Source organism: Alkalihalobacterium chitinilyticum, assembly GCF_029028005.1.
In the GTDB taxonomy this organism is placed as follows: domain Bacteria; phylum Bacillota; class Bacilli; order Bacillales; family Bacillaceae_F; genus Alkalihalobacterium; species Alkalihalobacterium chitinilyticum.
Genome location: NZ_JAOTPO010000027.1, coordinates 1 through 15627, shown reverse-complemented (window position 1 = coordinate 15627; position 15627 = coordinate 1). Strand labels below are relative to the sequence as shown.

15 protein-coding genes are annotated in these 15627 nt (G+C 38.6%); 4 read left to right on the top strand and 11 right to left on the bottom strand.

Translation table 11 applies throughout. The features are described from left to right. Positions 1-68: 68 nt before the first annotated feature. The 5 genes from N7Z68_RS22760 to N7Z68_RS22740 form a co-directional block, all read right to left on the bottom strand. A complete protein-coding gene (locus tag N7Z68_RS22760) occupies positions 69-425 on the bottom strand; it encodes a nuclear transport factor 2 family protein (RefSeq protein ID WP_275120722.1) in 357 nt (118 codons plus the stop codon). Positions 426-506: 81 nt separating this feature from the next. Continuing rightward, the gene (locus N7Z68_RS22755) at positions 507-1058 is read right to left on the bottom strand and encodes a DUF1572 family protein (protein WP_275120721.1); all 552 of its coding nucleotides are present in this window, start codon (positions 1056-1058) and stop codon (positions 507-509) included. 57 nt (positions 1059-1115) lie between these two features. Next, a complete protein-coding gene (locus N7Z68_RS22750) occupies positions 1116-1670 on the bottom strand; it encodes a GNAT family N-acetyltransferase (protein WP_275120720.1) in 555 nt (184 codons plus the stop codon). Between the two features lie 585 nt (positions 1671-2255). Next, on the bottom strand, positions 2256-3146 hold the full coding sequence (locus N7Z68_RS22745; protein ID WP_308447244.1) for a cupin domain-containing protein: 891 nt from the start codon (positions 3144-3146) through the stop codon (positions 2256-2258). A gap of 201 nt (positions 3147-3347) precedes the next feature. Continuing rightward, positions 3348-5870, bottom strand: a complete 2523-nt coding sequence (locus tag N7Z68_RS22740; protein WP_275120718.1) for a PAS domain-containing protein — start codon at positions 5868-5870, stop codon at positions 3348-3350. A 234-nt stretch (positions 5871-6104) separates the two neighbouring features. Between N7Z68_RS22740 and N7Z68_RS22735 the strand changes: the two genes are divergently transcribed. Further along, positions 6105-7979 carry a terpene cyclase/mutase family protein gene (locus N7Z68_RS22735; RefSeq protein WP_308447242.1) on the top strand — a complete coding sequence of 625 codons (1875 nt, stop codon included), beginning with the start codon at positions 6105-6107 and terminating at the stop codon, positions 7977-7979. A gap of 329 nt (positions 7980-8308) precedes the next feature. Here the strand turns inward: N7Z68_RS22735 and N7Z68_RS22730 are convergent, their stop codons facing one another. The 5 genes from N7Z68_RS22730 to N7Z68_RS22710 form a co-directional block, all read right to left on the bottom strand. Further along, a complete protein-coding gene (locus tag N7Z68_RS22730) occupies positions 8309-8809 on the bottom strand; it encodes a hypothetical protein (RefSeq protein WP_275120766.1) in 501 nt (166 codons plus the stop codon). 362 nt (positions 8810-9171) lie between these two features. Next, positions 9172-9942 carry a LamB/YcsF family protein gene (locus tag N7Z68_RS22725; protein WP_275120717.1) on the bottom strand — a complete coding sequence of 257 codons (771 nt, stop codon included), beginning with the start codon at positions 9940-9942 and terminating at the stop codon, positions 9172-9174. A gap of 25 nt (positions 9943-9967) precedes the next feature. Next, entirely contained in the window at positions 9968-10966 is a 999-nt protein-coding gene (locus tag N7Z68_RS22720) for a 5-oxoprolinase subunit C family protein (RefSeq protein ID WP_275120716.1), read from the bottom strand. Further along, entirely contained in the window at positions 10963-11718 is a 756-nt protein-coding gene (pxpB, locus tag N7Z68_RS22715) for a 5-oxoprolinase subunit PxpB (protein ID WP_275120715.1), read from the bottom strand. Before pxpB ends, N7Z68_RS22720 begins: the two co-directional genes overlap by 4 nt. A 47-nt stretch (positions 11719-11765) precedes the next feature. Then, positions 11766-12251 carry a hypothetical protein gene (locus N7Z68_RS22710; RefSeq protein WP_275120714.1) on the bottom strand — a complete coding sequence of 162 codons (486 nt, stop codon included), beginning with the start codon at positions 12249-12251 and terminating at the stop codon, positions 11766-11768. A 166-nt stretch (positions 12252-12417) separates the two neighbouring features. Here N7Z68_RS22710 and N7Z68_RS22705 point away from each other — a divergent pair, with 166 nt between their 5' ends. From N7Z68_RS22705 to N7Z68_RS22695, 3 genes are read left to right on the top strand one after another with little or no spacing between them, the layout of a single operon-like run. Then, positions 12418-12975 carry a sigma-70 family RNA polymerase sigma factor gene (locus N7Z68_RS22705; protein ID WP_275120713.1) on the top strand — a complete coding sequence of 186 codons (558 nt, stop codon included), beginning with the start codon at positions 12418-12420 and terminating at the stop codon, positions 12973-12975. Continuing rightward, positions 12968-13402, top strand: a complete 435-nt coding sequence (locus N7Z68_RS22700; protein WP_275120712.1) for a PadR family transcriptional regulator — start codon at positions 12968-12970, stop codon at positions 13400-13402. Before N7Z68_RS22705 ends, N7Z68_RS22700 begins: the two co-directional genes overlap by 8 nt. Then, positions 13399-14733, top strand: a complete 1335-nt coding sequence (locus N7Z68_RS22695) for an FtsW/RodA/SpoVE family cell cycle protein (protein WP_275120711.1) — start codon at positions 13399-13401, stop codon at positions 14731-14733. Before N7Z68_RS22700 ends, N7Z68_RS22695 begins: the two co-directional genes overlap by 4 nt. A 373-nt stretch (positions 14734-15106) precedes the next feature. Here N7Z68_RS22695 and N7Z68_RS22690 read toward each other — a convergent pair whose 3' ends face one another. Continuing rightward, positions 15107-15271, bottom strand: coding sequence for a hypothetical protein (locus N7Z68_RS22690; RefSeq protein WP_275120710.1), 165 nt, complete (start codon positions 15269-15271; stop codon positions 15107-15109). Positions 15272-15627: the final 356 nt, after the last annotated feature.

Sequence of the window (15627 nt, the reverse complement as noted above, 5' to 3'; positions counted from 1 at the left end):
TATATTTTTTATCTAGATTTTATATTACGAAAGTGTCTGTTAGAAAGTTTCAGCTACAACAGAGTTCATTATTTGGCAGGTGTTCCTTGGTGAAATATCATTTGCCATTTTCCCTGCGTATTTTTCCAAATCGAACTTCGTAATACCAATTTATTGTCATTATGTCTTAATGAGCGATACGTTGCTAATACAACATCTGAAGCTAATAATTTTATACTAAAATCGGCTACTGTATATGTTATAGAATTTGTTACAGTTGGATCTTCCCTAGCTACATCAAGCTGTGCATTTTTATCAAAAATGTTTCCTGAACTTCCGTATTCAAAAAAGTCGTCTGCTAGATGTTCAAATAGTTCGTTATAATCATAAGTCATTAATTGTTTTTCCAGATCCAGAATTTGTTGTTTAAGTGATAGATGTTCCACTAAACTCCCCCTAATAATAGTTTCTTTTATTCCTTATTCTACAAGATCTAATTTCAGCGTGATGTAATCTCTATGTAAACTTCAACAACGGTGTCTATCTATCTTGTTTTTTTCAAGCTTTTCCTTTAAATATTCTTGAGATTTCCCTTTTGTAATACTCAGACTTTCCCATTTTGTATCCTTCAATTGTTTACCGATATAAACCATTTGACCGACATGATAAGCGTAATGTGCCATCTGTCGCTCAATTGCCTCTATAACTAAATGACTTTCTCCACGAATATCTATTTTTTTAAATAAATCAAGTTCATTTAAACTAGTAAGTGTCTCCATTAAGACTTTCCAACCTTGTTCCCAAACCTCATTTAATTCTGAAATGGAGTGTATACTATCTATGAATTCTTCATCTCGGTTTCTAAATTCCTTTTCTCCATCTGAATGTAAAAAGTCTGTCCATCTTGAAATCATATTGCCGCTCATGTGTTTTACGATGATTGCAATGCTATTTGACTCAGAATTATAACTCCAATGTATTTCCTCTTCAGACAATTGATTTATTGTTTTATCTCCAAGACCTTTTACACTACTAAACCTTTCAATGACAACCTTTAAATATTCTTTTCCAATTTCCATCTATATTCCCCCTATAATAACCGAAATCACTTGCCACTTTACTATTAAAATTCAAACCTAGTTCTTCAAATTTTCATTCCACTCCTCAGCTAACATACCGTAAACAATATGATCTACATAATGGTCATATAACCATTCGGATTGTCTGATGCAGCCTTCGTTTTTAAAGCCTATCCTCTCTGGAACGGCCCTGCTCTTCTTATTTTCAACGGCAACTCTAATTTCAACTTTATTTAATCCTAATTGATTAAAAGCATAATCAGTCAACATCTTTGATACTTTAGTAATAATTCCGTTACCTTGGTATTCTTGACCAATCCAATAGCCCATTTGAGCCGTTTTATTGGACTGATTTATCGTATTAAAACCTGCTATACCTACAATTTCTTCGTTAAATAAAATAGCTGTATTCATGCTATTCCCTTCAGCAAACCCCTTCAAAGACATTCGAATAAATCCTTCTGTGTCCTGGACGGTTTTTGTCATATCCAACCAAGGAAGCCACTCTCGTAAATAGTCTCTGGACCTATCTGTTAATTCAAAAATTCTCTCGGCATCCTTCATTTCTAATATTTTTAAAGAAATGAGGTCATCAACTCTATGTAAAAACATATTCTTCCTCCGAAATGGTATTTTTTGTATCTTACCATAGTCTACAAAAAAATAGTTACCTATTATATTAAAATTACTGCTCTAATTTAAAACAAAAGCTTTTCTGCTTCCGTTGCAGAAAAGCTACCAGTTTAATTTGATTTATAATGCGTGAGGCATTCTGCATTTACTATTTCTAGAAGTGACATCGGGGCTGCTCCACGCCTCGCCCCCTTATCATTCCAGTATCACTAATGCTAAGCGGACTGAGAGGACGCTATTTGTAAAAAATCCACTCATTTCACGGTCGGAACGGACTGAGAGGCCCTTATCTAGCAAAATAGTGATGATTTTCACTAATTTTATAGAAAATAAGATCCTCTCAGTCCGCAAACACCTCTATAATGGCCGTTTTTACCGAAATAAGGGCCTGTCAGTCCGCCAAACTCCCACCCCTCATACCAGCGCGTTCCAAACGACAGCTTCTTTTCTATTGCTCCTTTCTTTCTTGTTCAGCTCATAAAAAAAGAGAGGAACTGCCAAAGTAACAGTTCCTCTCTTAATGAAATGCCTTTCTCTTATTAATAATCGTTTTACTTAAAGTCATCAATGATGATGGTGGTGCTCAGCTGCCATGGCTATTTCTTTCGTCTCATGAACGGTGCCAAATGGATGCTCGGGCGGGGCATAGATGGAGTACACTTTTAGTGGTGTATTCCCCGTGTTTGTGAGATTGTGCCATTTTCCAGCAGGGACCATGATTGCAAAGTCTGCGAACGCTTCTTTTTGAAAGTCTAAATGGTCTCTGCTGTCACCCATTTGTACAAGTCCTTGCCCTTCTTCAATGCGGATGAATTGGTCAAGATCCGGATGCACCTCTAAACCGATGTCCTCTCCCACTTCGATACTCATTAACGTGACTTGCAAGTGTTTTCCTGTCCATAACGCTGTACGGAACGTTTCGTTTTCCTTCGTCACTTCTTCAATATCAACGACATATGGTTGTGAGCCATAATCTTTTAATTGATTTAAAACAACTAGTCGCGATGCATTTTCTTGTTCACTAGTCAGCACTTGCATAAAGGCATTTCGAATGTGGGGGTAAGGTGTAGCTGAACCACTTCTACTATAGTGTTCATACCCTTGAACTTCAGCTTGATAAGCTTTTTGTAACCCTTCACGGTAACTTTGGAAAGGAACGGTTTCAACTTGGTACACAGGCTCTCTTCCTGTAAAAGAATAATAGAGATGAGTTAATTGATTCAACTGTCCTTTTTTGCTTTCTAATGAATGTAAAAGGTCTGTTCTATGTTTTTGATTAGGCGCCGCTTCAGCAAGTCGCATATAAAGATCAATAGCTGCAGCTTCTCTTTTAATTCCAGCAAGTACGTCCTCTGCCGCTTGATAATCAGGTCCTTGGCTCCCTCTTTGCATGCCGTTAGACGATTGATACATGTGACCATTCGGATAATACGGGTATGAATAGGTTTGAGGCATATAATACACGTATGTTCATTCCTTTCAAAATTGATCCAATTCTCAAGTTATCATATGCCTATATTCAAAAAAGGTACTTCGGATCACTCATTTATTTTTCAATTAAAAATAAGAGGTTCATCCACATCTGCTAAATAATTCACACATCGTGACCCATTCAAATATTCCACATATAGTTTTGGACAGTTTATTACTTCAACCTCATTTCATGCCATTGAGAAACCGATTTACTATCCCTAACAACTCTTGTTTTCGGACCGGTTTGGGTACGTGTTCATCGCAGCCGCTTTCGAGCGTTTTCCGGCGGTCTTCTTCTAACGCATAAGCCGTCAGCGCAATAATCGGAACGGGTGTGAGCTGATTTTCTTTTTCGTACTGCCTTATGGTCCTTGTCGCTTCATAGCCGTCCATAATCGGCATTTGAATATCCATTAGCACGAGCGAATAATATGGTATTTTTTGTTCCGTACGTTCACATGCATTCTTATACCTTTCTACCGCTTCCTTTCCGTTGTTTGCTATATCTATTTGCACATTCGAATGTTTAAAATACGCCTGTATTAATAACTGATTTTCCTCGGTATCTTCAACTAACAAAATATGTTTTTTCGGTGCGTTTTTCCGTTGATTTCGATCATCTATAGTCATCGTTTCCGTTTTTTGACCTGCGGAAAAATTCAATGGTATTTCTTTTTGACTGTCTAGCGTTTTTTCAAAAGGTATGTAAGGAATTTCAAAGCCAAACGTACTGCCAACCCCTAACTTACTTGTTACAAAAATAGTTCCGTCCATTAACTCGATTATTTTTTTCGAGATTGTCAGCCCAAGACCTGTTCCACCAAACTTTTTCGTCGGTTTAAGTGAAGCTTGCATAAAGGCGTTGAAAATGTTTTCTAAATCCTCTTCAGCAATACCAACTCCCGTATCCATTATGGTAAAGCGGATCTTAGCGTTCTCTGTGATTTCGTATTGAAGTCGAATATATCCTTCACTCGTGAACTTAATCGCATTTCCTATGAGATTGACGAGCACTTGTTTTAACCGGTGAGGATCCACTAGAACGACATGATTTTGTCTCGGGTTTGTTTTCAATTCTATGAAAAAGTTCAACCCTTTTTTCTCAGCTAAAACTTGATACGTTTCTCCAACTTCTTGTACTACCTTTTGTAAATCAGTTGCTTGACGATCTAGCTCAATCGTATTAGATTCGATCTTCGATAAGTCTAAGATATCATTAATAATATTTAAGAGAGAATGACTGCTGTTTTGAATGATGTCTAAGTATTTCTTTTGCTCTTCTGTTGCCATCTCTTGGACAAGTTCCGTCATTCCGATCACGGCGTTCATAGGCGTTCGGATTTCGTGACTCATATTAGCCAGGAATTGACTTTTGGCCTGGCTAGCTGTTTCAGCCTTTTCTTTTGCACAAATTAATTCTTGTTCCATTTGTTTTCGTTGCGTAATATCACGATACGTTCCCGAGATTAGAAGTGGTGAGCCATCTTCCCCCCATGCGGATACACGTCCATGATCTGCTACCCATATCCAGTGACCGTCTTTATGTTTCATTCGTACTTCTAATTCATAAAAATCGATCGCTTTCGAAAAATGTTGAGCTAAGAGCTCTTCACTCTTTTTCAAATCTTCTGGATGAACAAAACGTTGCCAGGTCTCTAATGTCGTTGGGGAAAGCTCTTCCAGCGTGTACCCGATAATCTCGGCCCAGCGTTCATTGTAAAATGTTTCACCTGTTTTAATATTCCATTCCCAAGTACCCGCATTCGTTCCAACAATAATATCATTAAGACGACGCCTTTCTTGGTCCAAAGCATCCTCTACTGTTTTAAGATGGGTCTGGTCAAACATATACCCTCGAATCGTTTCAACTTGTCCATTCTTATTGCGAATAAGCTTTGTAAAATCATAGATCCAAAGATAATGTCCCTCTTTTGTCCGGATACGATAGGACTGCTCGTACTGATCAATTTTATTATTGATGTTAAAAGTTACTTCAACCGCTATCCGTTCTCGATCATCAGGATGAATTAATGCCGCATACGTGAAGTTTTGTTCCATCATCTCTTCTGGAGAATAGCCTAATAATGCTGAAACATTTGGTGACACATATTCAACCGGCCAGCTGTCAGCCATCTTCCAAACAAAGGTTACAACGGGCCCTTCCGTGAAAAGGTTCCGCTCCTCTACCAGTTTTAAACGATTTTGTGTAAAGTAAAAAATAAGAAATATAATCACTTGAGTTGCTGCGAAATTAATGACATTCCCTACAACATCTTCTTTAATGTAAGAATAATAAGACCCTTGGTCCACTATCAAAATATAACCAAAGATGACGCCAATCAATAACGTATTTAATAGTAAAGAAAAATAAAAGAGCTTTGTATCAAAAAATAGTATAGAAATAACAGGTAAAAAACAAATTAAAATTAAGATCGACGACGTATCTGGATATAAAAAGAAAATAGTGTAGAAATAAACAAACGCCGTTATAATCATTACGATGCGAAACGCATGTGTCTCAAACTTCGGATAAAGCAATAAACAAATAGCTATTATCATAACCAGGGCGATATGTAATAAGTATCCGAAATCCCATTCCCCATACCGTGGATTAGCCGTGAACAATCCAATATTCATGAGAACGATCATAATAAAAATCGAAATATAATACCGTTTTTTAATGACTTGATTATATAATTCCTTCATATGTACTCCTATCAATACGAATCAACTAAACTCGTATACTTACCAAATTATCCTAGTATAAAAGTAACATTTTCCAGAATAAAAAATAATCAGCAGATTCCCTGATATTTCTCAGTATCAATTTGAAGTAAAAAATCTAATTTCCTTAAATAAGATTCTTTCTTAATGGGGGATCTGTTCTTTTTACATTTTCTATTTCATATGGTTAATGTTGATAAGATGTAAGGGGGATTAATGATGAGGCAGCACGTTCAAGAGACAACTTCCCACCTGATTGAAAAGCTTCGCGGGATGCAATCTAACGATGGGTCTTGGCGCTTTTGCTTTGAAGGCGGCCCATTAACAGATGCGTATATGATTATTTTGTTAAGAACGCTAGAGCAAGATGACGAGTGGCTCATTCAACAGCTTGTCGCGCGGATTTTATCAATACAGCAACCGAACGGTTCTTGGAAACTGTTTCACGATGAAAAGGAAGGCAATCTTTCTGCAACGGTAGAAGCTTATTACGGCTTGTTGTTCTCTCATTATATGGACCCCGACTCTGCTAAAATGCAGCAAGCGAAACAATTTATTATCGAACATGGCGGGCTCACAAAAACGAATAGTTTAACGAAAGCGTTACTCGCTGTAACTGGGCACATTCCTTGGCCCAAGCACTTACAACTTCCGATTGAAGGAATTCTGCTTCCACGCACTTCTCCTATACACTTTTATCAATTTGTCGGCTATACGAGAGTTCATCTAACGCCTGTTCTCATTTCTTCAAACCTTAATTTTTCCTATAAAACGAGCCATACCCCTGATTTATCCGAGTTAATTAATACACGTTCACCGATTGATCTCAAGTTTCATACAGGCGACGAAAAGATGATATTAAATACTCTTTTTGAACAAATAGGACCTCTTTTAATGAAGCCAAAGGAAAGTCGACAGTTAGCTTTGAAGAAAGCAGAACGGTTTATGCTCGAGCGGATTGAACCCGACGGATTACAGTATAATTACTTTGGGGCTACCTTTTTTATGATCTTTGCTTTGCTTAGCCTCGGCTACAAGAAAAATCACCCCATCATTCAAAACGCACTGCATGGACTCCGTAACCAACTTTGTCTGACGAATGAATTTTACCACATCGAATATTGTCCATCGACCGTATGGGATACGGCATTACTTAGCCATGGTTTACAACAGGCCGGTGTACCTGAAACAGACCCCATGATACAGAATGCGATGACCTACCTTTTCTCGCGGCAACATCTGGAATTTGCGGATTGGGCATTAAACAATCCTGATACACTTCCAGGAGGCTGGGGGTTTTCTGACTTTAATACACTGGAGCCTGATGTCGATGATACGACCGCTTCACTCCGGGCGGTCAGAGCGACTGTTAGTCACCATCCTGCACTTCGAAATAGCTGGGACCGCGGGCTAAACTGGGTGTTATCGATGCAAAACAATGACGGGGGCTGGTCGGCTTTTGAAAAAAATTTAGATCATCCACTGATTGCGCAATTACCGTTTAAAGATGCCTATCGAGTTCTGCTAGACCCTTCTACAGCAGATTTAACGGGAAGAACACTTGAATTTCTAGGGAATGATGCCAATTTACGATTGCCTCATCCAGCGATTGAAAAAGCAACGCAATGGTTAGTGAACAACCAAGAAGAAAACGGCTCGTGGTATGGACGTTGGGGAATTTGCTACATTTACGGAACGTGGGCAGCCATCACGGGTCTTCTCGCGAGTGGAACGGAACCGTCTTCTGCTCCGATTCAAAAGGGCGTCAACTGGTTACTTTCCGTACAAAACGCAGATGGCGGCTGGGGAGAATCGTGCTATAGCGACATTCAAAAACGATATGTCCCCCTTGGAGCCAGCACCCCTTCTCAAACCGCTTGGGCATTAGATGCGTTAATCACAGCGCACGATCAGCCGACGAATGAAATCGATAAAGGCATGACTTACTTAATAAAATCGTATACTCAAACGGATTGGACCACTAAATATCCGACAGGAGGTGGAATTCCAGAAGTCTTTTACATTCACTATCATAGTTATAAATATATATGGCCCCTTCAAACAATGAGTCATTATTTAAGGAAATACTAAGGAATATAAAGTTTTTGAAAAGATGTGCCTACACGAACGAGGTATTATTGAAACAAGAACTGTCCAAGGTAGAGCTGATGAAGGACTTTACTTGATCTAACTGCCACGCTGGTGTCCTTCATTAAGGTGATGAAGGACATTTCATCCTACTACTGCAACGATTGTGTCCTTCATTAAGAACTACTTATTATAATCGGTGAACTTTAAGAATGTTGCATTTCGAAAAAAAGATTTAATTACAAACCTTTTAACGAACGAATGAAGAGGTTTACAGTGATATAGTTCCATTCTTTTTCCGGTTACTTCATTATAACTAAAAAGCAAACTCTTTAAGAATAGTTCGTTTGTGCCGTATTGTTTGTTCCGGTCGGGTTCTTTATTTTCTCATACAAATATTGAACCGCATAAATTAAATACGCTTTATAGTGAATGTAGATAAAAAACTGAAAAGGATTTAACCGGTGAAGACGCACGATTTTCATCTTTTTCAGAAAATCCATAACTATAAAAGCAAAAATTCCATCTGCTAATACATTAAGTAAGATAAACTTTTTAAAGTTTCCGTACGAATATTTGAGTATCCACATCGTAAGCGGCATATACGGACCCACATTAAACGGAAGTTCATCCCTCATAAACCATTTGGGCTTATCATAGAACTTCCACCAATTCCGCTTTCTCCCGTACAAGTGATTTAGAATTTCAAAAACGATAACAAACATACCTGCTAATGAATACCGCTTTACGTTACGCTTTCCTATAAAAAGTAACGATAACCACGGGATCAAGATGATTAACACATTAAATAAGAAATGTTTCCTTGATACCATCATTGAACTCACCTCTTTTTGTTTATCTTTCATTAATAAAATACCCAACTTTATAAAAAAACTGTAATTTAATTTTATAAATGGCCACTATGGACCATCTCTTTTGTAAAATTTAATTTTTTCAACAGAGCACTTTTATAGAAAAAAAGACACTTATGCTCTAAGTGTCTTTTAATACATACTTGCTAGTTACGCAAAAATCCTCAACTGTCTTAAGAACTCACTTCATGAATTAGTCCAATTACAAATAAACATTTAACCTAGGGGATTAAGTAATCATCAATGGCAGTTCTCTTTGTCGCTACGATTCAAGTGTTACTTTAAAGGCCCCAAAAACAAGGTACTCTCTAATTTTTTGATTTCTACGAATTCCCCTTTTTAACAGGACTTAGCGTTATCCCTTCTGCAATCAGTGTTTCCTGTAGTTTCTGAGCAAACGCAAGTGCATTTGCTCCATCTCCATGCACACAAATGGTATCCGCTTGAATCGGTACAATCGATCCATTAACCGCTCGTACTGTCCCTTCTTTCACCATCGTTAACACTTGTTCAATCGCTCGATCTGTGTCATGAATTAATGCATTTTCTTGGGTACGCGGAGTTAATGTCCCATCAGGCTGATACGTTCTGTCTGCAAACACTTCATTTGCTACCGTTAACCCAACCTTCATTCCCGCTTTTGTTAATTCCCCTCCCGACAATCCAAACAATACAAGGGATGGATCCGTGTCATAAACGGCTTGAGCGATCGCTTCAGCCATTACACCATCCCGAGACGCCATATTAAACAATGCGCCATGAGGCTTTACATGATGTAACGGAACATCATGAAGCTGACAAAACCCTTGCAGCGCACTAATTTGATAAATCACAAAGTTGTAAATATCCTCTCGATCGGTTTGAATGTTCCGTCTTCCAAACCCGAGTAAATCAGGGAACCCAGGATGAGCTCCAATGCTTACCCCATTTTCTTTTGCTAATTTAACTGTTTTGGACATCACATTATGATCACCGGCATGATAACCACACGCAATATTGGCTGATGTAATATGCTTTAAGATCAGCTCGTCCTGTCCTACAACAAACGAGCCAAAGCTTTCTCCTAAGTCACAATTCAGATCCACTGTTTTCATTTCGATCACCTACATCTTTTTTTCATTAAAGTTTAAAGGTTACTGCCGCTCGCAACCCGCTTAATTCATGTTCTCGCTTCAGATAAAGCTGTTCTGCTTCCTGTACGGTTACTTCTTTAAAACGGACCTTGTCCCCTGGCTTTAGTTGAGCCATAAGTGAAATATCGACGGACACCACTTGAGCCATTCGTGGATAGCCACCTGTCGTTTGCCGATCTGCTAATAAAACAATTGGATTTCCGTCAGACGGTACTTGGATCGTTCCTAAAGCAACCGCTTCTGAAATCACCTCAAACGCTTCAGAGAGTTCCAGCGACGGCCCGGAAAGACGATAGCCCATTCGGTCCGATTGCGGCGTCACGCTGAACGTTTGGTCAAAAAAGGCTTGTCTACTCTCAGGGGTAAACCGTTCATAATGGGTGCCAGGAATTACACGAATCGTATTTTCCTTTGTCACTGGCTGAAGAAATGTTGTCGCCACACTCCAGGAAGTCGTCGTAAATGGCCTATCACTTGATGTGGACAACTCCTCAATCAACCGTGTCGATTGCGGCCTGCCCGTGTTAATGGTCAGCTGATCACCAGCCTTTAATGCTCGCCCTTTGTGCCCCCCTATCCCTGCACGAAGGTAAGTGCTCCGACTTCCCATGACTTCTTCAATATCGAAACCACCTCCAAAGGCCATATACGCCCTGCACCCGGATACACATGGCCCAAATTGAAGTACACTTCCTTTTCTCACATATACCGGCTTATATAAAGGAACAGGCACCTTTTCAATCGTCGGTGACAAGTCTGCGCCAGTAATTGCAATCAGTATGTCTTGTTCAAATTCGATCGTCGGCCCGGTTAACGTAATTTCAAATGCCGCTTCTCCTTCGTCATTGCCAACGAGTAAATTACCTATCCGCAATGCATAGGAGTCCATCGCACCACTTACAATCACACCATATTTTTGAAATCCGACTCTCCCCAAATCCTGTATCGTCGTTAATAAGCCTGGCCGAAGAATGTTTATACTCATGCTAGCCCCTCCTTATACTCCTTGTACTCTTCTAGAGAAATCGGTTTAAAACGAATGACATCTCCTGCCTGCAGAAGAGAAGGGATTGGATCATTTGGGCAAAACAATTCAACTGGAGTACGTCCAATTAATTGCCATCCGCCTGGGGTCGAGATCGGGTACACACCCGTTTGACTTCCGGCTATTCCTACCGATCCTTTTACGATGGTCGCCCTTGGAGTTGAGCGTCGCGGGGCTGCAATCTTTTCCGACATTCCGCCTAAATACGGGAAACCAGGAGCAAACCCGATCATGTATACAAGATATTCTCCGCTCGAATGAATTTGGATCACTTCATCCGTTGTCAGATTGTTATGCTTAGCCACAAAGTCTAAGTCAGGACCTAAATCTCCGCCATAACAAACTGGTATCTCGATTTGTCTAGGAGAATCCTCCTTTATATGCGTCAGCTTTTCCAACAGCTTTTTTAAATAAGAAGATACGATGTCATAAGCTGACCTAGTGTTTACTGACGAATAGCCACCGGTCTGTTCAGACTGAAGGACGCGAAGCGCATCATAATAGACGGTTACACTTGAAAATGCTGGCACACATTCAAGGAACCCAGCAAATGGGCGTTCTTCTAAATGATGCGTGATCGTTCTCACTCTTCTATGTAGATCGATATCGATAAATGTTCCAAACTGAATTGTAATCGCCGTCTCACTTAATGGATAGATGTCAAATGATGCACCTGTTTCCTTCCTAGTCATTTTCTTCACCTCCTCGATATCCGTTCTGAATTTCAGAACATCCTGACTTAATCCTGTACCTTATCTTCCATCTCATCTATCAATTTACTAATATGATTTACATCATAATCAACGATTTTATTATGTAATTTTGAAGGAAACATCGTTTTAATATCATCGATGTAATTACTGCCATCGCCCGGTAAAGTATGTTTTAAAATTTTGAATGACTGTGTATTTTTTTCTGCATGTAAAACCATAGGCACTGACATCCCTGTTCCTTGCTCAAGGTTTCCACCCTCTTGATAATATTCTTCAATTAAAGCCCATAAGTAGACTTCAGATGCATTTAAATCTGTCCCCAAAATTTCATAGGTTGTAAACATCTCCCCGCCAAAATTCGGTTGAAGTACTTCTTTCGTCAAATATTGTTCAATGACCATTTCTTCATTTTCCGATAGCTTCCATTGGCCAGTTGCTTCTGAATGCTGACATCCAACCGCTATTAAAATGACGAAGATTAAACTTATCCATACTATTAGTTTTGGCTTCACAATTATTCGTCCCCTTCAAAGTAGTATCACAAGTAAAACTTTACCACAAAAAATAAAACAAGAGACTATTTTTCCCTTTCAAGAAGATCAATAATAAATTTCTTCATTTTTTTCAAACCAAAAGCAAGTCAGCTTCGTCTAAAATGTAGGAAGAGGTGATACCTAGATGAACGAACTAGAACAATTGGCGGTGACAGATGAAAGAATGGATGAAAGAGAGCAAATAATCGATCAATTAATGCATGAATATAGCGACGGGATCCTGCATCTTGTCTATACATATGTAAAAAATCGTACAACTGCGGAGGATTTAACGCAGGAGATCTTTATCAAGTGTTATGAAAAGTTAGACCAGTTCAATCAACAAGCATCGATCAAAACTTGGATCTATCGAATTGCCAGCAATCATTGTAAAGACTACCTGAGAAGCTGGCATTATCGCAAAATAACCTTGAACGAGAAAATCATCAACTATCTCCCTTCTCAATCCAAACACGTTGAAGACGAGATCATTACGAAAAATGAAGAAAATAACTTGGCCAGTGCTGTCATGGCTCTCCCGATAAAGTACCGAGAAGTCGTTTTTCTTCATTATTATGAAGAACTATCAGTAACAGAAATAAGCAAGGTGACGACTGTAAATGTAAATACCATCAAAACGAGATTAAAACGTGCAAAAGAATTATTGAAAGACCAAATGACTAGGAGGTTTAACGATGAGTGATCCATTTCATAACTTGAAACATTCAATGAAAAAAACGGTTTTTAAGGATTTTACCTTTTCCGATGAGCGAAAAGAGGCTGTAAAGGAAACGATCCGAGAAAAACAATCTCAACCACATCTTCAAGCTTGGAAAGAGGAAACAATACTGGCTGTATTCGAATCCATCCAACATGAAGCCAAACACGGCTACGACATTTCTACTCAACTTTTTAAGAAAGGGGAACTTCGTTTTGAACATAACGAAGGACAGCTTTATACTCTCTTACATCTACTCGAAAACAAAGGAATTTTAAGTTCAAAGTGGATCGCTGAAAAGAAACATTACTCTTTAACGAAAAAAGGGAAAAAGTACTTAGTTGCTTCCAAACAAGAACATTCTAAGCAACGTTTCTTCCTGAAACACTTACTTGAGGAGGCATCTTTATGAGCTCTTCTAAATTCGAGGAATTTTTAACGAAAGTAACATCTAGAGTAAAATCCAAAGAAGCACACGGCATGATCAAAAAAGAACTCACCCATCACCTCGAGGAGCTCAGCCAATCCTACCAAAAAAGCAAAGCTTCTAAAGAAGAGGCAGATGAAAAAGCCGTTCAATCAATGGGGAACCCTTTTACAATTGGAGAAAACTTAAATCACCTTCATCGTCCGAGAATGGATTGGGTCCTCATTTCTTTATTTGTAATTATAGCAGCAATTAGTTTTCTTCCGCTGATTGGCGGAGTTTCTGAATTGGTAGTACCGATCACCTATTTTATACAACGTCAACTGCTCTGGTTCTTTCTTGCTGTTCTCGTTATCATTGGTTTTCTTTTCTTTGATTACAGAAAATTAACGAACTGGTGGACCTTCTTTTACAGTAGTGGTTTGTTTCTACTTGTGTATACCCTTCTATTTGGTTATATGCGTAATGGAAGTCAAAGATGGATTTCATTCGGCAGCATTATCATTGATCTGACGCCAATCATTTTACTTTTATTGTTCCTTGCGTGGGCTGGAATCTTTAACAAGATTAACGAGTTTACCAGTTGGCCTAAACAAGGATTACTATTCATATTATTTTGGACGCCCATCTTTTTCTTTATGATGCTGCCACACGTTGTGTTTTGTATCATTTACTTTTTCTGTATAATAACGATGTTTGCTTTTTCACAGGTCCATAAAAGGTTAGCCCTGAAGTTAGCTGTAGTCAACGTGGCGACAGGAGTTATTTTAATCACTACTGTGATTCTTACCTCTCGCGGGGGTTATCTGTATAATAGACTATTTGCTTTTATTAACCCTGAAGCCGACCCATCTGGAGCAGGATACATTTATATTGTTGTTAGAGATTTCCTTTCACAAGCAGGATGGTTCGGTAACGGGTTTAATGATCCGAAGGTAGGTTTACTTCCTGCTGTCCATACAGATTTTGCTTTTCCTTATCTCGTTTATTCTCTTGGCTGGGCATTCGGAATTATGCTTTGTATCATCCTGTTGACATTCATTTTGCGAATGGCAAAAAATGCGTTTAAAACAAAAGATCGGTACGGAAGAATACTAGTTATGGGTGGTGCCGCCTTATTTGCAGTTCCTGCCTGCTGGAACATCCTCATGGGCTTTGGAATCCTGCCGATCATGGGAATCTCGCTGCCATTTATCAGTTACGGGGGAAACATGCTGCTATTTTACTCCGCCATTCTAGGGCTCATTTTGAATGTGTATCGTCGAAAAGATATCGTAGAACCAACGATCGTCCATTTACATTCAAATCGTTCGTAATTTATATGAAAAAGTAGCTATTATAGATAGCCTGTTCTGTTAAAACAAATAGTTTAATTGGTTCTATACCGCTCATTATCATATGTATGGATTTTTCTTATTAATATAAATTGCAACTATATCTCCTTAAAAACAAAAAAGAGCGTACCCCTTCAGGATAAATGCGCTCTTAAGATACTATTTCCTAAGTGGTAACAAAAGATGTTGAGTGGTTTTCGTATATTCGCTAGGTCCCTCTTGAGTGGCGCCTAGTTTTTTTATGTACTTTATATAATTACTTCTTCACACACCGAATAGCTTGATATACCATCATTTTCTTCTGCACTAGTCTGCTTCGTGAACAAAATAAGCGATTGCTCAATATGTATCTCTTTTAAACTCCAATATTATGAACTATATGCGAGTACATTCCACCAAGCATATAACCAATAAAATATGCCCCAAAAGCTATTAGTAACACGAAATAAATTAAGAATTCATTATAACCAATCTTAAAACGGTTATCTATATCTAAATTCTCATATAACTTGTAAAACACCACACTTACCTCCCAATTTAACGAAAATAATTACCTTACAAAAACATAGTAAATTCCTGTAACAGCTATTCCAGCAAATAAAGAACAAACATATAGATTTATAGCCATTTTTTTGTTGAAAGTCGTCTTTTTAACCATCTTCTATCCCCTCTTTCTTTCTAAACAATGCTCGTTACTTGAATAAGTAAATTTTAACATTTTTTTCTAAAAGAGGGTAGAATATTTGACCATCGAGTAGGAGGAGGTGATTAACCTCCGACCTCTCACACCACCGTACGTACGGTTCCGTATACGGCGGTTCAATTTTATACTAAGCATGTACTTTGTTGTAATGATGGACACAAGAGATTAGCCCG

Coding starts and splice junctions, on each gene's coding strand:
- N7Z68_RS22695 (WP_275120711.1), top strand. CDS start 13,399: ATGAGCTCTTCTAAATTCGAGGAATTTTTAACGAAAGTAACATCTAGA.
- N7Z68_RS22745 (WP_308447244.1), bottom strand. CDS start 3,146: ATGCCTCAAACCTATTCATACCCGTATTATCCGAATGGTCACATGTAT.
- N7Z68_RS22755 (WP_275120721.1), bottom strand. CDS start 1,058: ATGGAAATTGGAAAAGAATATTTAAAGGTTGTCATTGAAAGGTTTAGT.
- N7Z68_RS22740 (WP_275120718.1), bottom strand. CDS start 5,870: ATGAAGGAATTATATAATCAAGTCATTAAAAAACGGTATTATATTTCG.
- N7Z68_RS22725 (WP_275120717.1), bottom strand. CDS start 9,942: ATGAAAACAGTGGATCTGAATTGTGACTTAGGAGAAAGCTTTGGCTCG.
- N7Z68_RS22750 (WP_275120720.1), bottom strand. CDS start 1,670: ATGTTTTTACATAGAGTTGATGACCTCATTTCTTTAAAAATATTAGAA.
- N7Z68_RS22720 (WP_275120716.1), bottom strand. CDS start 10,966: ATGAGTATAAACATTCTTCGGCCAGGCTTATTAACGACGATACAGGAT.
- N7Z68_RS22735 (WP_308447242.1), top strand. CDS start 6,105: ATGATGAGGCAGCACGTTCAAGAGACAACTTCCCACCTGATTGAAAAG.
- N7Z68_RS22700 (WP_275120712.1), top strand. CDS start 12,968: ATGAGTGATCCATTTCATAACTTGAAACATTCAATGAAAAAAACGGTT.
- N7Z68_RS22730 (WP_275120766.1), bottom strand. CDS start 8,809: ATGGTATCAAGGAAACATTTCTTATTTAATGTGTTAATCATCTTGATC.
- N7Z68_RS22705 (WP_275120713.1), top strand. CDS start 12,418: ATGAACGAACTAGAACAATTGGCGGTGACAGATGAAAGAATGGATGAA.
- pxpB (WP_275120715.1), bottom strand. CDS start 11,718: ATGACTAGGAAGGAAACAGGTGCATCATTTGACATCTATCCATTAAGT.